The sequence below is a fragment of the Methylobacterium sp. 88A genome (assembly GCF_000376345.1).
Classification (GTDB): Bacteria; Pseudomonadota; Alphaproteobacteria; order Rhizobiales; family Beijerinckiaceae; genus Methylobacterium; species Methylobacterium bullatum.
In genome coordinates this window covers 4,236,904-4,254,583 of sequence record NZ_AQVT01000001.1, presented here as the reverse complement: position 1 = coordinate 4,254,583, position 17,680 = coordinate 4,236,904, and the positions used below count along the sequence as shown (strand labels likewise).

16 protein-coding genes are annotated in these 17,680 nt (G+C 66.8%); 4 read left to right on the top strand and 12 right to left on the bottom strand.

The annotated features are described in order from the left end of the window. Window positions 1-35 precede the first annotated feature (35 nt). The 7 genes from A3OM_RS25945 to A3OM_RS25940 all read right to left on the bottom strand — a co-directional run bounded on the left by A3OM_RS25945 (window position 36) and on the right by A3OM_RS25940 (window position 6,709). Entirely contained in the window at window positions 36-215 is a 180-nt protein-coding gene (locus tag A3OM_RS25945; RefSeq protein WP_157196516.1) for a hypothetical protein, read from the bottom strand. A 204-nt stretch (window positions 216-419) separates the two neighbouring features. Beyond that, complete coding sequence (locus A3OM_RS0120335; protein WP_018045626.1) at window positions 420-2,576, bottom strand: TonB-dependent hemoglobin/transferrin/lactoferrin family receptor; 2,157 nt, start codon at window positions 2,574-2,576, stop codon at window positions 420-422. A gap of 187 nt (window positions 2,577-2,763) precedes the next feature. After that, the gene (locus A3OM_RS0120330; protein ID WP_018045625.1) at window positions 2,764-3,570 is read right to left on the bottom strand and encodes a heme ABC transporter ATP-binding protein; all 807 of its coding nucleotides are present in this window, start codon (window positions 3,568-3,570) and stop codon (window positions 2,764-2,766) included. Continuing rightward, window positions 3,563-4,570 carry an iron ABC transporter permease gene (locus A3OM_RS0120325; protein WP_245257854.1) on the bottom strand — a complete coding sequence of 336 codons (1,008 nt, stop codon included), beginning with the start codon at window positions 4,568-4,570 and terminating at the stop codon, window positions 3,563-3,565. The genes A3OM_RS0120330 and A3OM_RS0120325 overlap by 8 nt, the downstream gene beginning before the upstream one ends. Window positions 4,571-4,631: 61 nt before the next feature. Then, window positions 4,632-5,627, bottom strand: coding sequence for an ABC transporter substrate-binding protein (locus A3OM_RS0120320; protein WP_018045623.1), 996 nt, complete (start codon window positions 5,625-5,627; stop codon window positions 4,632-4,634). A 141-nt stretch (window positions 5,628-5,768) separates the two neighbouring features. Beyond that, the gene (locus tag A3OM_RS0120315; protein ID WP_018045622.1) at window positions 5,769-6,056 is read right to left on the bottom strand and encodes a hypothetical protein; all 288 of its coding nucleotides are present in this window, start codon (window positions 6,054-6,056) and stop codon (window positions 5,769-5,771) included. Window positions 6,057-6,259: 203 nt separating this feature from the next. Continuing rightward, window positions 6,260-6,709, bottom strand: coding sequence for a hypothetical protein (locus A3OM_RS25940; RefSeq protein WP_157196515.1), 450 nt, complete (start codon window positions 6,707-6,709; stop codon window positions 6,260-6,262). Between the two features lie 339 nt (window positions 6,710-7,048). Between A3OM_RS25940 and A3OM_RS24425 the strand changes: the two genes are divergently transcribed. After that, entirely contained in the window at window positions 7,049-8,551 is a 1,503-nt protein-coding gene (locus tag A3OM_RS24425) for a hypothetical protein (protein WP_018045621.1), read from the top strand. Window positions 8,552-8,652: 101 nt separating this feature from the next. After that, window positions 8,653-8,862 (top strand): hypothetical protein, encoded by a 210-nt coding sequence (locus A3OM_RS0120305; protein WP_018045620.1) that lies wholly within the window; start codon window positions 8,653-8,655, stop codon window positions 8,860-8,862. 12 nt (window positions 8,863-8,874) lie between these two features. On the opposite strand, the gene A3OM_RS25455 is transcribed toward A3OM_RS0120305, so the two are convergent. Next, a protein-coding gene (locus A3OM_RS25455; RefSeq protein WP_085984232.1) for an IS630 family transposase occupies window positions 8,875-9,830 on the bottom strand; the annotation gives its coding sequence in 2 pieces (ribosomal slippage) (window positions 8,875-9,479 and window positions 9,479-9,830; 957 coding nt in all). A 657-nt stretch (window positions 9,831-10,487) separates the two neighbouring features. Between A3OM_RS25455 and A3OM_RS24420 the strand changes: the two genes are divergently transcribed. Continuing rightward, window positions 10,488-11,408, top strand: coding sequence for a hypothetical protein (locus tag A3OM_RS24420; protein ID WP_157196514.1), 921 nt, complete (start codon window positions 10,488-10,490; stop codon window positions 11,406-11,408). Window positions 11,409-12,004: 596 nt separating this feature from the next. Here the strand turns inward: A3OM_RS24420 and A3OM_RS0120285 are convergent. Continuing rightward, window positions 12,005-13,204: a serine hydrolase gene (locus A3OM_RS0120285; protein ID WP_018045617.1), complete on the bottom strand. Its 1,200-nt coding sequence runs from the start codon at window positions 13,202-13,204 to the stop codon at window positions 12,005-12,007. A 6-nt stretch (window positions 13,205-13,210) separates the two neighbouring features. Then, on the bottom strand, window positions 13,211-13,540 hold the full coding sequence (locus tag A3OM_RS0120280) for a multidrug efflux SMR transporter (RefSeq protein WP_018045616.1): 330 nt from the start codon (window positions 13,538-13,540) through the stop codon (window positions 13,211-13,213). 430 nt (window positions 13,541-13,970) lie between these two features. On the opposite strand from A3OM_RS0120280, the gene A3OM_RS0120275 reads away from it, so the two are divergent. Beyond that, on the top strand, window positions 13,971-14,222 hold the full coding sequence (locus A3OM_RS0120275) for a hypothetical protein (protein WP_018045615.1): 252 nt from the start codon (window positions 13,971-13,973) through the stop codon (window positions 14,220-14,222). Between the two features lie 21 nt (window positions 14,223-14,243). Here the strand turns inward: A3OM_RS0120275 and A3OM_RS0120270 are convergent, their stop codons facing one another. Both A3OM_RS0120270 and A3OM_RS0120265 read right to left on the bottom strand, forming a co-directional pair. Continuing rightward, window positions 14,244-15,602 carry a sigma-54 dependent transcriptional regulator gene (locus tag A3OM_RS0120270; RefSeq protein ID WP_018045614.1) on the bottom strand — a complete coding sequence of 453 codons (1,359 nt, stop codon included), beginning with the start codon at window positions 15,600-15,602 and terminating at the stop codon, window positions 14,244-14,246. Continuing rightward, window positions 15,599-17,476, bottom strand: coding sequence for an ATP-binding protein (locus tag A3OM_RS0120265; protein WP_018045613.1), 1,878 nt, complete (start codon window positions 17,474-17,476; stop codon window positions 15,599-15,601). The genes A3OM_RS0120270 and A3OM_RS0120265 overlap by 4 nt, the downstream gene beginning before the upstream one ends. Window positions 17,477-17,680 lie beyond the last annotated feature (204 nt).

Sequence of the window (17,680 nt, the reverse complement as noted above, 5' to 3'; positions counted from 1 at the left end):
GTAGCCAAAAACGAAAGACGGCAAATTTCTAGACATTAAAGCCCAGCAGTGGCTTTTTTCTTTCGTTCGCCACCATAGGCAGCAGTGATTTCGCCTTTTTTATTGTGCGTCCCCTCTTTGACCAGGGCGCCCAACGCTAAGGCCTTCGTCGCTTTCTTTGCAGTTGTATAGCGCTTGATCGCCAACTTGAGCGCAGCACGCTTTTCGGCCTTCATTCTATGGTTCCTTATGGCCTCTCTTCAAATTGGCGCGTCGGCCCGCTTAAATCAAGGCAGCAATGCGGCGCTGGAACCGGCATCGACTTCATCACGGAGCACCACCTCCGCCTCATGAAGGGAGCGAGGCGGGCCAGGTCACGTGAAGCCTGCCCGCCGCCCTCCCGCACCGTGGTGCGTCGCGCGAACTGACTATCCCGTCGGTCAGCGCGTGGCGAACTTGATGCTGATCGCGGCCTTTGCCGTCAGGCCTGGGCTCTGCAACAGGTTGAGGTACTGGGTGTAGCGCTTGTCGAAGGCGTTCTGCAGGGTGAAGTCGGCGCGGATCCGGTCGTTGACCCGGTAGGACGCGAAGACATCCACGAGGCCATAGGCCTTGGTCGCCAGGATCGTCGCACTGTCGGGAACGACGTTGCTTTTGTCCACGAAGGTGAGGCGGCTTCCCACCGTGAGGCTGTCGTCGAGGAAGCGCAGGCCGAGCGTGGCGCTGATGCGGTCCGGGGGGATGCTCAGAAGGGCCTCGCGCGTGGCCTTGTCGCGCCCCTCGGTATGGGTGGCCGCCACCGAGACGAAGCCGCCGCCCCAATCGTAGGCGCCCTCCAGTTCGACGCCGGAGATTTCGGCCTGCGCCACGTTGAGGTACTGGAACGACTGCACCGGGATGAAGCACGGGAAACGTCCGGGCCGGCCGACGCAGACCGAGGCCGGAATGCCGGGAATCACGGGTACGAAATAGGTCGGGCCGACCTGGGCGGTGTTGATGTAGTCGTCGATCTCGTTCTGGAAGACGTTGGCCTTGGCGCGGAAGACGTCGCCGGGCCTCAGGACATCGCCGTATTTGAGGTTGATGCCCCCTTCGATATTGTGCGCCACTTCGGGCTTCAGGGACGCATTCGGCAGGATGTTGAAGGCCGGGAAGGGATGGATGCCCTGGACCAGGGTCTCGGTGATCGACGGCGCCCGATAGCCTTCCGCATAGGTGCCGTAGAACTCGATCCCGGCAAAGGGCGAGACCCCCACCGTGATCTTGGGAGAGAGGCGGTCGCCGCTCGAGCTCGCGTTGCCGCCGGACATTTCGTAATGGTCGTAGCGCAGCGCTCCGATGACCCGCAACCAGGAGGCGTAGCGCACCTCGTCCTGGATGAAGGCGCCCGCCAGGGTCCGCTCCCCGGAGGGCGTGAAAGCGGAGCCGAAGCCCCCGGCATTGTCCGTAGTCTTGACCCGGTCGAACACCGCGTCGCCGCCGATGGTCAGGGCGTGACTCAAGGCCCAGGTGTCGAAACGGGCCGTGTTGTGGACGTCGACGCCCAGCGTCTCGATGTCGTAGTCGATCCTGTCGCCGGCCCGCACGCCGAGATTGCCGTAGAGACCGCTCGTGGTGTCGTCGAGGAAGGTCAGCGTGTTGTGCGTGCTGGCGTAGTAGCCCTTCACGCTCAGATCGATCAGCGGCACGTCGGGCCGGGCGAAGCGGTAGCCGAGGGTGTAGGTGTTGGCCTGGACCGCGTTGTTGAAGCGGGCTCCGGCGTTGCTGCTGCCGTTATTGGCGAAGTCGAAGTTCTGCAGAAGGGCCGTGCCGCTGATCTCGTGGCCGTCGGCGGGCCGGAGGTTGAACTTGGCCAGGCCGGAGGTCAGTTCGTTGCCGGTGTCGCGCACGAGCGTGCCGAACCCGTCGCGATAGGCGTCGTTGTTGCGGTAGACGAACTGACCGAACACATCCGCCGCGGTGCCGATGCGGGCGCCCAGCGCCGTCGAGTTCAGGAATCTCTGTCCGTTCGAGCCGAAGCCGAATTTCTGGACCGCGCCCGCCTTCTCGTCCGGAGCCAGGATGTCGTCGATGGAGCGCGTGCGGAAGGCGACCACGCCGCCGATCGCGCCGGAGCCGTAGATGGTGGAGGTGGGGCCGCGCGTGATGTCGACGCCGCCGACGAGTTCGGGATCGAGATAGAAGACGCCGTTGGCGCTGTGGCCCGAGGTCTGGAAGTTCTGGCGGGCGCCGTCCACCAGGACGTTGACGCGCCCGAAATCCTGCAGCCCGCGGATGTTGATGGCCTGGGCCGGGTCGTTCTGGTTCTCCTGCGTGGTGACGCCGGGGACGTCGCGCAGGACGTCGGAGAGGCGGCTCGGCTGCAGGCGGTCCATCTGCGCGCGGGTGACGACGCTGCTCCCGGACAGGGCGTCGATGGCGGGCTCCTCGGTCTTCGTCCCGGTGACCGAGAGAGTGTCGAGGCTCACCGCCGTGTGCGGCGGTTGCGCCGCGGGGAGGGCGGGCGCCGTCTGCGCTTGAGCGGCGCTCATCGCGATGAGCGAGACGCCGACGAGGGCGCCGGCGCGATGGGGGGTGAGGAGGCGACGGGGAGGCATGACCGGTTCCGCGAGACAGAAAGGCAGCGCTGGGAGGTTGGCTGGCTCCCAGCGCTGATGCTGCTTCGTGACTGTGCGGTCAACGCAGTTTAGTCTTGGCTAGATTAGGGTAGGTCCAAGGACCGTCTGAATATTTCTGGACCTGTTCCAGTTCAATATTGTAATACCGTGGTCTGTTGCCGCCCGGTCACAGGCGGCGCGGGAGGATGAAGGGCCGCCCGCCCTCGGGCACCCGCCCGACGGGCCAGCTCACCTGGAAGATGTTGGCGATCAGGTCGTCGCGCAGGATCGCCGCCGGGGTGCCGCTTGCCACGAGGCGGCCCTTGGAGAGCACCAGCAGGGTGTCGGCATAGGCGGCCGCGAGATTGAGGTCGTGCAGGATCGCCACCACGCCGACGCCCCGGTCCCGCAGCCCATCCACGGCTTCCAGGATCGCGCTCTGATGGCGCAGGTCGAGGCTCGCGGTGGGTTCGTCGAGGAACAGGACCTGTCCGGTGGCGATGGTGCGGCCGGCGGCGAGCTGGCACAGCACGCGCGCGAACTGGACCCGGGCCTGCTCGCCGCCCGAGAGACTCTGATAGGCACGGCCCGCGAGATGCAGGATGTCGGCCCGGCCGAGGGCGTCGGCGAGGATCGCCTCGCGGTCGCGCCGGGTGAGGCCCCGGCCGATGCCGTCGAGCCCGATGCGGGCGACGTCCGAGACCGAGAAGGGAAAGGCGAGCCGCGTGGTCTGCGGCATCACCGCCCGCAGGGCCGCGAGCCGCCAGGGCGGGATCGTCGGAACCGGCGTTCCGCCATAGGCCACCGTGCCCGCGGTGGGGGCGAGCTCGCCGCACAGGAGGCGCAGCAGGGTGGATTTGCCCGCGCCGTTCGGGCCGATGATGACCTGCAGCGATCCCGGCGCCACGTCGAGCGACACGCCCTCCACGAGGGTGCGCCCGCCCGTGGCGAAGGCGAGGCCGGACGCGGTGAGCAGGGGCGCCGCCTCAGACATCGAGGGTCCGGGTCCGCGCCAGGAGGAGCCACAGGAAGACGGGGGCGCCCACCAGCGCCGTGACGATCCCGATGGGCAGTTCGGCCGGCGCCACCACGAGACGCGCCGCCACATCCGCCAGGACGAGGAGCGCGCCCCCGAGGAGGGCCGAGGCCGGCAGGAGCCGCCGGTGCTCGGGGCCGATCATCAGCCGCAGGGTATGGGGCACCACGAGGCCGACGAAGCCGATCACCCCCGCCGCCGCCACGCCGGCGCCGACGGCGATGGCGACGAGGAGGATCGCCGCCCGCTTGAGCCGCTCCACCGGGATGCCGAGATGGAACGCCTCCGCCTCCCCGAGGACCAGGGCGTTGAGCCCGCGCCCGAGGAACGGCACGGCGATCAGCACCGGCAGGATCGCCGGAGCGGTGGCCGCCACCTTGGTCCAGGTCGATCCCCCGAGGCTGCCCAGGGACCAGAAGGTGAGGTCGCGCAGCTGCCGGTCGTCGCTGGCATAGACGAGGAGCCCCGTCATCGCGCCGCTCAGCGCTCCGAGCGCGATGCCGGCGAGCAGCATCGTCGCCACGGAGGTCCGGCCCGAGCGCGTAGCGACGAGGTAGAGGCCGAGCGTCGCCACGAGCCCCCCGCAGAAGGCCGCCGCCGGCAGCACCGCATAGGGGAGCGGCCCCGGCAGGCCAAAGGCCACGAGGAGCCGGTCGCCGAGGACGATGATACAGGCCGCCGCGAGACCCGCCCCGGCGGAGACGCCGACCAGAGCCGGATCGGCCAGGGGATTGCGGAAGAGCCCCTGCATCAGCGCCCCGGAGACCGCCAGGCCCGCGCCGACCATCAGGCCCAGGAGGGTGCGCGGCAGGCGGATGTTGAGGATGACGAGGCTGTCGCGCGCGAGGCCCGGATCCGCCCCGCCCTGCATCATCACGTCGAGGATCCGCGCCGGCGCGATGGGGATCGCCCCGATTCCAACGGAGAGGAGGCTGACGGCGAGGACGAGGATTGCCAGGCCGGCGAAGACCGCGACGTCCCGGCGGCGCGGATCGGCGAGCCTGTCCCCGTGGACAGGATCAGCCACGGATGAGGTCGGGGTAGATCGCCCGTATCAGGTCGCGTGCGGCATCCGGGGTGCGCGGGCCGAAGCCGAGGAGGTAGAGGCCGTCCATGGCCACGAGGGCGTGTTTGGCGGCCGCCGGCACCTGGCCGAGGGCGGTGCCGGGGGCGAAGGTCGTCTCCGGGTTCGGGGCCTCGGCGCCGTTCTGCATCATCACCACGGCGTCGGGGGCGGCGGCGATGATGGCCTCGTCCGTCATCGGCTTGAACCCCTCGATGCCGGACGCCGCGTTCTCCACCCCCGCCAGGGCCAGGATGCCGTCCGCCGTGCTGTTGCGGCCCCCGACCATGACGCGGCCGTTGGCCACCGACAGCACGACGAGCGCCCTGGCCGGACGGGTGATGCGGGCGCGCTGCTCGCTCAGCCCGGCGAATTGCGCGCGCACCTCCGCGGCGAGGGCGGCGGCCTCCCGTTCGAGGCCGGCGAGGCGTCCCACCGTGGCGATCTTGTCCAGGACACCCTCGGGAGTCGGCGGCTCCTTGACGAGGGAGACCGGCACCCCGGCCTCGCGCACCAGGGTCAGCACGTCGGCTGGGCCGGCGCCCTCGGCCGCGATGACGAGGTCCGGGCCGGCCGCGAGCAGCCCCTCCGCCGACAGGGCGCGCAGATAGCCGACATTCGGCTTCTCGCGCAGGGCCTGCGCCGGGTAGATGCTCGTGGTGTCGACCACCACGATCCGGCTCGCGGCCCCGAGCCGGTAGAGGATCTCGGTGACGGCCCCGCCCAGCGAGGCGATGCGCGCGGCCGGCCCCGCCGCCCGCGCCGGGCCCCCGAGGGCGGCGAGGCCGAGCCCGCCGGCCAGGATCGCGCGGCGGGACGGGCGGGGAGGGGAACGGCGGTGCGTCATCTGGTCGGGATCACCCTGTCGCTGGCGGTCGCCCTGAGCCGGTCGCGCGCCGGCATGGACGGGGACCGCCTCCCGGCGACCGTCCGTCGGCGTCACCCGTCTCATGCCGCCATCATGCTATAGGTCGAAGAGTGTGCCTGCCGGCGCAGTCCAAGGCAAGATTTAAAAAAATCTCTACTTTTGAATTGATACAGTCTGTTCTTGCCGTTGCTGCGCCGGAGTCTCTGTCGACCACCGCGTTCGGCTCTACCGACGCGGCCGCTGCATCTTCACCACGGTGCTCTTCGGGCGGCCGATCGGCTTCAGGGGCGCCTTGGCCTCCAGGGCGGCGCGGGCGAGGTCCTGGGGGCGCGGCGCCCCGTTCGCGATCCGCATCAGGGCCTCGGCCATCTCCTCGATGGTCTGGGCCGCCTCGCCCTCCAGCGTCTCCTCCGCTCGGATGCCGGGAAGTTCGGGCGCGATCTCTTCGGCGGCCTCCCGCAACTGCTCGATGAGTTCGGAGGGGGAGTAGCGGGAGGGGGGTGACTGTGCCATCGGGCGACCATGGCAGCCGCCGGCGGCCTCGACAACCGGGCCGATGGAGTATGGCTCTGGACGCCGGGCGATGCGGTCTGGCGCGCCTCGGTCGTTCCGGGGCCGCGCAGCGGAGCCCGGATCCGAAGGGCGCGCGAGGGTGAAATCTCGTGGTCAAACGCCGACGCTGAAGGGCGGTTGCGAGATGGGCGTTGATCAATCGGTTATGGTCGATAGCCTATTTTTGAAAGTTCTGGGAAAGGTCTCATTGGCGATCTGTCACATCCCATGCCTGTTGAAATAATGGGCCAAGCCAATGGTTTCTCCGAAAGAATAGATTGGACTTCGACTGACACTGTTTTATGAAACGCGCTATCTGCTGACAGCAGTGGGTTCCTAAGTTTTGCCTTAACGCAATAAACATTTTCGATTGGCTCGCTGCTAAAAATATTTCTTTTAGAATATGGCCCTGTAACGGAAGGGTCTAATATTTCGCGACCTATTACTGAAAACTGTGCAAATTCTACAGTGTTAAGAGCTCTTCTCGCAACATTTGATTCAATTGTGTCCGAGGTTGGAACTCCATCGACGTATTTCACACCTGATAACGTGCACCCTGCAATATTTACGCTGAAAAATGCCAAAAGGATCGATTTTATGGTTTTTCTATTCATAGATCGAACTCCGTATCTGTAAAATTGTACAACGATCATAATTGCGGCTTCTAGAGGCGAAGCATAAATATCAATTAATTCTGAAAATAGTTACCCAAATGCATCAGATTGGTAGGGTCTAACGCATCAGCCAATGCGCTGCGTTTGAGCGCGACGTAGGATAACCCTTACGGCGGGGGCGGGTCGAAACGGGCTGTGCCTGCGTCAGATTGAGACTGTTGGAGTTGTATGACCTGGAAAAATTCGGTTCGATGCGGCTCCTTTAAGCGAACCTTTCCCTTGTTCTGGCTTCTCGGTGATAGGAGATGGCGCACTGCGGGGGGGCGATCACCGGTGACCATGCGGCCTCAATCATTCCACGACGGCTCCGCGACGGACGCGTCCCGCCCCGAGGGCGATTCCGGCCACGGGCGGCTGAGCCTGAAGGGGCAGGGCGTCGTGAACCTCGCTCTGGCCAAGGGAGAGGGCGCCCCCGTCGACGATCTCCTCGCCGCCTCCGAGGCCCCGGCGAGCCAGATAGCGCTTCCGCTCTGGCTGCTGCTGGTGGGGCGGGAGGCGGTCCACAGGCGCTGGGGCCTCGTCACCGGGGCGGGCCTCGTCTGGACGGGGTTCGGCGCCGCCCTCGTGATCGATGCCCTCGACGGGGCCACGCATATTCCCGACCGCTGGTTCGGCCTCCTCCTCGTGGTCGAGGCTTTGGGCTCGTTCCTGCGCGGCCTCGTCGCCACCGGCGCCGCGCGCCGGTTGCGCCTCCTCAAGGCGGCGCTCCTCCTCGTGGTGGCGGTGCTGACGATGCTGGCCTCGTCCTCGAGCACGTTCCTCCTCGCCATGCTGTTCGGGACGGCCTTCCTGTTCGACGGCCTGTCGCGCTTCGCGCTCTCCTATGTGCTCCGCTTTCCGGGCTGGCGCCTGTCGGCGGCGCATGGGGCGCTGGGCGTGGCCCTGGGCATCATCACCCTGCAGCCCTGGCCCACATGGTACGCCGGCACGGTGGGGTTCTGCATCGGCGCCTTCCTGATGCTGGCGGGGATCAAGGTGGCGATCCTCGGGCTGCGGTTGCGGCGCCCTCCGGCGGCAGCCGGACCGCGCGCCGACGGGGCCGGCACGGACACGCTCACCGTCTATGTCTGGACGCCAACGGGAACGGCCTCGATCCCGGCCCGGCAGCGCCTGGTCCATCGCTACGTCATCTCCGTGAACGGGTCCGGCCACGTCTCCACCGGGCACGCGGCCCTGGAACTGGGCGACGGCAGCGGGACGCACGGGAGCCCGCTCTATGTGAGCCATTACCCCGCGGTGGAGATCGACCGGTCCCCCGACAACCTGCGCGCCACCCTGCGGGCCGGCCCGGAGAACAACGTGCCGGGCCGCTTCCTGCCGAGCTACCGCGAGGAGGCGGACGATTGGTGCGAGGCCACCGTCACGGTCACCCTCCACGGCATCGACGGGGCGGGCTTGACGCGCTTCTGGGCCGGTTATCGCCGCGACGCGACCTACAATCTCGTGGGCCGGAACTGCTCGACGGCGGTCGCCCGCGCCCTCGACGCCGCCGTGGAGGGCGCGTTCAGCCGGGCCGGCAAGCCGTGGCGCAGGCTCGCCCAGGCCGCCCTGAGCCCGGAATTCTGGGCGGCCGCCCTCCTGCGGAACGGGGCCGGCGCGATGACCTGGACGCCCGGTCTCGTGCTCGACTACTCGCGGGCGCTCAGCGCCCTCATCGATCCCGTCTCGCCGGTCCCGGCCATCAGCTGGGACAACGTGAGGCGGCGGCTCCTGCGCAACTGGCGGGCCGAGGCGGTGGCGCGGATGCGCAGCCTCGCCCGGCGGCGGTCCCCGGCCGCGTAGGCGGCGGGGCGGGAGTGGGCCGGTCTGGGATCCGATGGGGTCGCCCCGACATCGGAGCGTTCGGGCGACCATGCCATGATGGGGATAGGCAGATCCCCACCTTGCCCAACCACAGCGTCGCCGTGTCGGCGTGCCGGAGCGACAAGACCCGCTTCCGCTGGTCGGTGACGACGGCCGGGTTCCATTCCTGCAGTTCGACGACCTCCTCTTCTTCCGCCGCCATGGCATTGGCCGCCGGCATGTCTCACGCCCACGTCCTGGCGGAGCCGTATCGGATCAGGGCGCGGATCAACGATGGCGGGTGGATCTAGCGCCGTGCCCGCTCAGCTTGGATCATAGGCATCGTATCCAGCGGCGGTGAGATAGTTGCGGCACTCGTTCGGCCGGAAGGCGGAGAAAGCCTCTCGAATGGCGATGGTCAGGTCGTCGGCGGTTCGCGCTGCGGCGGTCCGAAGGAGGGCTTTGACCTTGGCAAAGACTTGCTCGATGGGATTGAAATCGGGTGAGTAGGGCGGGAGGTAGAGCACCCGTGCACCGACCGCCTCGATGGCTTCGCGCACCCCGGCGACCTTGTGGGCGTTCAGATTGTCGAGGATGACGGTGTCGCCGGCCCTGAGCACAGGAGCCAGGGTGTCGGTGACGTAGGCACGGAAGCGCATGCCATTGGTTGCTCCATCGAAGACGCTCCTGGCGATCAGTCCCGTGGCCCGCAGGGCGGCGGTGATGGTGGTGGTCTTGTAATGCCCATGCGGCACGGCGATCCGACAGCGTTCGCCGCGGGGAGCACGACCATAGCGGCGGGCCATCTTCGTCGTGGCGGCCGTCTCGTCGAGGAAGACCAGGCGATCCGGATCGAGGTCGGGTTGGCGCTCGAACCAGTCCTCGCGTGCGGCCTTCACATCCGGCCGCTCCTGCTCGGCCGCGTGGACAGCCCCTTTTTACGGGTGATGCGGTGCCGGGCGAAGAAGCGTGACAGGCTGCTCGTGCTCGCTTGGACACCGCGTTCCGAGAGAACGTCGCGGAGCTCGCGCAGGAAGGATTGCGGGTGTTCTTCGTTGGCCCGAAGGATCAGGGCGGCCTGCGCTTCCAGGCGCTGCGAGTTGCGGTCGCCGCCCATGGGCTTGGGCGCGATCCGCCCTTCTTGCCGAAAGCAGTCGTGCCAGCGGATCGCGCTGGCCGCTCCGACACCGAAGCGTTTGGCTGCCTGACGCCGCGATGTGCCCGCTTCAATCGCGGCGACCACACGCTCGCGCAGATCGACCGATAGAGCTGAAGGCATGGTGATCCTCCCTCATAAGCCCGTCCAGTGAATCACAACCGATCCAAATCGCCTACCCCCAACGATTCAAACCGCCAGGGCACGGCTCTAGACGGCGCTCCTGCGTGTTTTTGGGATGTCGTTGATCGCGTGGTCGCCATCTGACGGATGGTCCCCGCGCCTTGAGCGTCCGAAATGGGTGCAGGCTGTGTAAAAACGTCGGCGCTTCGCCATGCCGAAGTGCAGTCTTCCATGATAGACTGAGAAACATCAGCTCAGATGGCTGCGAAGGCGACCTTCGAGTGTTTTCGCAGGAAATTCTTCTGCCTGCGTCAGCCCGAGACGCGTTTCCACACAACCTCGGTGGGGAGCGGGTCCTCGCCTTTAGCACCGATGCGGACGTCCCGCCTCCCGCCCAACCTGGACGCTCGTCTGAATGCGATAAAATTTCGCAAGCAGGCAATTTTTTGCTGCGAACGACCATTCGCGTAAGTTTATCTCATAGAGTGCAAAAAGGATGTTGGGGTTGCCGGTGCCAGGACTGTGCGCAAGCGGAAATAGATGATCGCCATATCGTTATGGGCATCCCATTGCGGACAAATCAGCATAACGAGACCTTAGAAGGCCTAGTTTTGACTGTTTCCGGGTTTACGTCAGGCTCGCTTGGCGGGAGATACGATGAGCGGAAACGAGGTGGATGGACAGCGCGTTCCAGGAGTCAGTGACCGCGGCGTCCGGCGCCACCGCATCTTCAATTTCGACTTCGACTCACGGCCGAGTCATCTCGTGGCAACGCCGGGCGAAAACTGGAGCGAGGAAGCGCGGGCGCAATGGGATGCTCAGTACAATCAAATCATCGCAAGTCTTAATGCGGAGTTTGGCAGCCTAAACATTGATCGTAAAATTGATGATTTTGCTGCTTTCGGCGTCAAGCCTTTTTCGATTGTTGCCCACCACAATTCAATGTTCAACCATGTCCGTACTGCGTTTGTCAGCGGCGCCTACTATGCGGCGTTAACTGGGGCCTGCGCATTGGGTGAGCGCATTCTCAATCACCTCATCCTTGACCTGCGAGAGAAATTTAAATCAACACCGCAATACAAGATCGTATACCGAAAGAAATCTTTTGATTGCTGGTCGATTGCCATTGATACGCTTAAAGCGTGGCAGGTGCTGCTCCCCGAGGTAATCGTTTCGTTTCGCGATCTGGAGAAGCTTCGAAACCGGTCGATCCACTTCAATCTGGAAACTGCTTCTCAACTTCGAGAAGATGCCCTGACGGCAGCAAAATTGCTGAGTCGGATTATCGAGCAGCAATTCTGTGCCTTTGGGCAACAGCCCTGGTTTATTGAGGGCACGTTGGGAGCCGGCTTCATCAAGCGCGAATGGGAGAGCAATCCTTTCGTGGCTCACTACTACTGCGCCAAGAACTTCTGCTTAGGGCCGTTTCACTCCGTTGACTTTAGTGACGCTCTAGGTTGGCGCCTCGTCGATCATCCCGATTATGGCGAGTTCGGCATCGACAGCCTAAGTGACGAGCAGTTTAAGGATCTATTTAACAACCATGATCCAGCGCTTTCTGCGCGGGCCAACGATTAGATTGACGACATATAATATAAAATGCTCTGCTTTGCAGCATTTTATATATACTAGCTAACTTTATGCGATTTAGGCGTCATTATTGAGGTCTCTGCCATATAGCCACAAAAATCCTACATCCGTTTTTCGATGGCCCAATCGAGAGCAGATGGTCCGAAATACACCCATTCCAGTTTAATTTTCTGTTCAAACCAGCCGCTTGAAAGCGGCCCTTCCCAGAGCCTGCTGAGGGTCTAAAGCAGCCCCGGCAGCGGGTACCAAACGTCAGATTTTCACTACTATATAGACGGAGGCCTGTTTACGTTGTTTTCCAAGGCTTTACCTCATCCTGAGGCGCCCGCGTCAGCGGGCCTCGAAGGAGCCCTCCAGACACCAAAGCGATCCCTGGATGCCTCCTTCGAGGCCGCTACGCGGCACCTCAGGATGAGGTAAGACCTTGGACTAGCAAATGAAAATAGGCCCTCGGCACATGCATCGAGGCTGAAGATGCCTATGTGCAACTTCAGACGGAACGGCTGAGATTGCGCATCATCGGCCGATACCCTCGGCTCCGATGACGGAGAGCGCCGCGTGGTCCCGCCGCCCGGTCCTTCGCCTCAACGCGCCGGGCGCGCCGCCGCCAGCGCCCGGGAGATCGCCAACATCACCGCCAACGTGTCGGCCTCGTCCTGCTCGGCGCCGTGATCGCTGAGCTTGACGATGACCGTGCCGGTGTCGCGGTTGATGTAGATGTACTGGCCGTAGACGCCGATGGCGGAGATGTCGTCGTCCCCTTCCGGCACGTGCCACCATTGCGCCGAGTAGGGCCAGCCGTCGACATCCCGGCGCGCCGGGGTCTCGATCCGCTCGATCCAGCGTGCCGGAACGATGTGCGTGCCGCCGACGCGGCCATGATCGGCCACCATCAGCCCCAGGCGGGCGAAATCCCGCGCCACGGCATTGATGCAGCAGAAGGCCTTCTCCGTCCCCCCCGGCCGGTCGAGATTCCAGGTCGCCTTCGCCTCCGCGCCCATGGGCTTCCAGATCGCGTCCGAGAGGAGGTGGGCCAGGGGCTTCTTCTGGACCTCCGCGAGGATCAGGCCGAGGATCTCGGTGTCGATGCTGCGGTATTGCCCCGTGCTGCCGGGCTTCGACGACAGGGTGGCGTGGTCGCGCACGAAGTCGCGGATGTCGCGGGTGAGGTACATGCCGGCGGTGCCCGTGAGCGGGTCCCACGGGTCGTAATTCTCCGGCACCGCGAGTCCGCTCGTCATGTCGAGGAGGTCGCGGACGGTGATGCGGCCGAAGGCCGGCTCGTCCCGCAGATACGGCAGCAGGGCCGCCACGTGGTCCGTCTCGGCGAGCTTGCCCTCGGCGATCGTCTGTCCGACCAGCAGCGAGACCACCGATTTCGCCACCGACCAGGACGGGAACAGCGTCGCCGGCCCCGAACCGGGGCGGTACCATTCGTGGACGAGAACGCCGTCCTGGGTCACCAGCAGGGCGTTGGTATGGGTCGCCCGCAGCATCTCCGCCAGGGGAACGCTCCGTCCCTTCCAGGGAACCCGGTCGGGAATCGCGTGGAGCCGGACGGGCAGGGGGCGGGACGAGGGTGGGGCCGCCACCACCCGGCTCGCGAACCAGGTGCCCACGGCGGAGGGCTCGACGATGGCGAGGGCGGCGAGCGTGATCGGGTTCGGCACGCCGAGCAGCGGCCCGATGGCGGCCGCCAGCCCGCCCAGCGCCAAGGCGCAGATCAGCGCCCCGGCGAGCCGGGGGCGGCGAAAGCGGGGCCGGAGGCGGGCAAATCGCGACATCACCCCTCAGTGATGCGCGGTCTGGCCCGAGGCGAGGATCGTCACGCCGACGGCGATCACCGCGATCCCGATCATCATCGGCAGGGTGATCGGCTCCTGAAACAGCAGCGCGCCGCCGACCGCCGCGCCGACCATGCCGACCCCGGCCCAGATCGCGTAGACGATCCCGATCGGCAGCATGTTCATGCTGTTCGACATCAGCCAGAACGCCGTGCCGTAGCCCAGCACCACGATGATCGTCGGCACCGGCTTGGTGAGACCGTCGGCCGCCTTGAGGGCGAGGGTCGCCGTCACTTCGGCGCCGATGGCCAGGGCGAGGAGGAGATAGGGGTTCATCCGTGGGTCGTCCGTGCGGTCGGCGGGCTGAAGGCGGGTCGGGCGGCCATCCGCATGGCGATGGCCGCGTCATGGCCGATACCGGGGGGAAATCCACCGGTACGGCTCCGGATTTCCAAGAGCACGCCGGCCGTTAATGTCCCGTGTGGATGGCGCATGAAAGGCCGCCCGATGGCGGTCGAAACAGGGTGCGCGTGGCGGTGGCGATCCGGCTCGGGCGGCGCGCACCGGATTCGAAGTCCGCCCGTCGATGGCGTCTTGCCCCGGTCGGGGTCTCACGGCACAGATCGGGGATGGACCGCGCGAGATTCTCTTTCGTCTTGCCAGAGCCGGCGAGTCCGCAGGGGGAGGGGGCTCCCGGCACGATCCTCGTCACCACCGAGACCCTTCCCCTCCCTATGTCCCTCTCCCCGCGACGGAATTCGACACCATGCGCACGACTCTGACCGCCTTTCTCCTCATCGCTCTCACGGGGGCCGCCCTCGCGCAGCAGGTGAACGAGCCGCCGATCCAGAGCCCGCAGGACGCCGCCTGTCGCGAACAGGCCAGGGCGCAGGTGTTCAGCGCCGCCAACCCGAACAACCTCAGCCTCTACGACCTCGGCTCGCAGATCTATCACGCCTGCATGGCCAGCTATCACACCACCGGCCCGAACCCGGACCGCAAGGATCGCCGCTTCTGAGGAGAGCCAAGCCCTTCCGTCTCAACGATAATCGGTGGGCGTCAGGCCGTGCCGGGCGATCTTGTCGTAGAGGGTCTTGCGCGGTGTGCCGAGGGATTCGGCGGCGATGCGGACGTCGCCGCCGGCCATGATCAGCTCCTCGCGGATCAGGCCGCGCTCGAACCGGTCGACCTGTTCGGCCAGGGTTCCGGCGGTGGCGGCCTCGGGCGGCGACACCTCGTTCTGCCCGAGGCCCAGGGCGTGACGCTCGGCGAAATGGCCGAGTTCGCGCACGTTGCCGGGCCAGTCGTGCCGGCGCAGGTGCTCCCGCACGGCCGGCGTGATCGGCGCGGGCTCGCGGCCGAAGCGCGTCGCCGCGCGGGTCAGGAACTCCTGGAACAGCAGCATCACGTCCTCGCGCCGGTCGCGCAGGGGCGGGATCGCGATCGTGATGACGTTGAGCCGGTGGTAGAGGTCGTCGCGGAAGGTGCCCTGCGCCGCCGCCTGGCCGAGATCGACCTTGGTCGCCGCCACCACGCGCATGTCGATGGGGCGGATCTCGTTGGTGCCCAGCGGCTCCACCGCCCGTTCCTGCAGCACGCGCAAGAGCTTGACCTGGAGACCGAGCGGCATGCTCTCGATCTCGTCGAGGAACAGCGTACCCCCCTGCGCGTGCTCGATCCGGCCGACGCGGCGCTTGAGCGCCCCGGTGAAGGCGCCCGCTTCGTGGCCGAAGAGCTCGCTCTCGACGACGCTGTCGGGCAGCGCCCCGCAATTCATGGCGACGAAATTCCGGCCGGCCCGCCGGCTCCAGCGATGCAGGGCGCTCGCCACCACCTCCTTGCCCGATCCGGTCTCGCCGAAGACGAGAACGTCCACATCGGCCTGGGCGACCTCGCGCACGAGGCGGCGCAGGCGCACCATCTCGGGTGAGATGCCGAGGAAGGCCGGGTCCTCCTCCACCGCCGCGTCCAGCCGGGCGCGCAGGGTACGGTTCTCGAGGACGAGCCGGCGCCGCTCCAGGGCGCGGCGCGCCGAGGCGACGAGGGATTCGGCCGGATAAGGCTTGGCCAGGAAATCGTAGGCCCCGTCGCGCATGGCGCCCACCGCCATGCGGATGTCGCCATGCCCGGTGATCAGGATGACCGGCAGCTCCGGATCGATCGCCTTGATCCGCCCGAACAGGGCGATGCCGTCGAGATCGGGCAGGCGCACGTCGGTGACCACGAGGCCGGGCGGATCGGCGAGGATGGCGGCCAGCGCCGGCCCGGCGGCCCCGAATGTCTCCACCGTGAACCCGTCGAGCTCCAGGCTCTGGCGGTTGGCGCGGCAGACATCCGCCTCGTCGTCGATGAAGACGACCCGTTCGGCCGACCCGCCCGCCCCCTCTTCAACGCTCACGGTGTCGTCTCCACGGGGGCTTTGGCCAGTTCCATCCGAAACACCGCGCCGCCGGCCGGATCGTCCATGGCGTTCAGGCTGCCGCCGCAATCCTCGACGATTCCGCGCGCGATGGCGAGCCCGAGACCGAGCCCATCGGATTTGGTGGTGAAGAAGGCATCGAAGACCTGCGCCCGGATGGTCTCGGGGAGGCCCGGCCCGGTATCGCGGACCTCGATGACCACGCGATTATCGGGCACGTCCCGCACCAGGAGGGAGACCCGTGGATCGGTGCTCCCCGCCGCCGCGTCGAGGGCGTTCTGGAGCAGGTTCACCACGACCTGTTCGAGGCGCGGCCCGTCGCCGAGGACGTAGAGGCCGGGAGCCGGCCTCTCCGCCGAGACCGCAATCCGGGCCGCCTGCGCCCGTGCTTCCACCAGTTCCAGGCTGTTGGCGAGGATATCGGCGAGCGCCACGGGCTCGCGACGGGGCGACGAGCGCCGGGCGAACCCCTTGAGCTGCCGCGTCAGCCCGCCGATGCGGTCGGTGAGGCGGCCGATGGCGAAGGCGTTCTCCGCCGCCTCCTCGCCCCGGCCCCGCCGCACCAGGATCGCCGCATTGTCGGCGTAGGAGCGGATGGCGGCCAGCGGCTGGTTGATCTCATGCGCCATGCTGGCGGCGAACTGCCCCAACGCTGCGAGCCGTCCGGCCTGGGCGAGTTCGCGGCCCAGGCGCTCCCGCTCGGCTTCCGCCTGCCGTCGTTCCTCCTCCGCCCTCCGCCGCTCCTCGATCTCCAGCCGGAGCATCCTGTTGGCGTCGGTGAGCTCCAGCGTCCGCTCGCGTACGCTCCTCTCCAATTCTTCCCGGCGCGCCGCAGCCTGAGCGAGGTGCTGGCGGGTCCGCCGCCGACGGCCCGCTAGGGTCGCGATCCCGATACAGGCCAAGCCGGTGCCGAGGGCGGCGATGATCCAGGCCTGCACCCGTTCGCGGTCCACGGCAGGGCCCACGGGCGTCAGGGTATGGAGCCGCCAGTCGGTGCCCGGAATGGGGGCGTCCAGGGCGAGGGCCGTCCGCGCCGGCCGTGAGCCCCGGCCGACGCGGACGAGATCCTGCATCCCCCCGACCGGATGGAGCGGGAGCGCCGAGAGCGGCGCTTCGCCGAATTCCAGCGCCGCGCGGATGCGCTTCCGCTCGTCGTCGCCGACCTCGCGCAGGGTGGCGAAGCTCCAGGCGGGATCGCTCGCCACGAGGACGATGCCCCGCGCATCGGCCACGAACACCCCGTCTCCCGATTGCCGCCACGCGGCCTCGACCCCATCGAACTCGATCTTCACCACGACGACGCCGCCAGCCTCGCCGATCCGCCGCGACAGGTAGAGCCCCGCCCGGCCGCTCACCGTGCCCAAGGCGAATTGCGACCCGGCGCCATCGGCCATGGCCTGCCGGAAGTAGGGTCTGAACGCGTAGTCCCGGCCGACGAAGCTGCGCTCGGCCTCCGCGTTGCTCGCGGCCACGGTGATGCCGTCGGGGCGAATGACGTAGATCACCGCCGAGCCCGTGGCGGCCGCCACCTGGGCAAGGCGCTTGCTCACCTGCTCGACCATGGCCGGCGTCGGATCCGGCCCCGCCACGGCGGCGATTTCCGGGTCCGCCGCGAGGGCGAGGGGGAGCGAGGCCTGCTTCTGCATCTCGGCCCGCAAGGCGCCGACCTGCAGCGCCAGGGTCGACTGTGCCGTGCGGCGCAGGTCGGACAGCGCCCAGCGTTCGGCGGCCTGCCCGGCCAGCCACGCCGCGACCCATACGAGGACGAGGCTGGCGGCGAGGGCGAGGCTCCGGCGTGATCGTTTCAGAAGTCCGCGATCGGTTCCCTCGCGAGGCGGGACATTCGAATTCAACGGGCTCGCTCCAGTGCGAAATCCCGGACGGAATTTCGGGACGGGGTGCGGATAACCGCATTCGACGTGAGGAGGAGATTGGCGACCATCTGAAAAATATGTCTCAAATCAATGTTTTAACGAATTATTTCAGGAGTTCCCGACTTGGCACGGCGGTTGCCATTCTCAGACCGAAACGCAGCCCTGCGTTCATCGCAGGGCTGC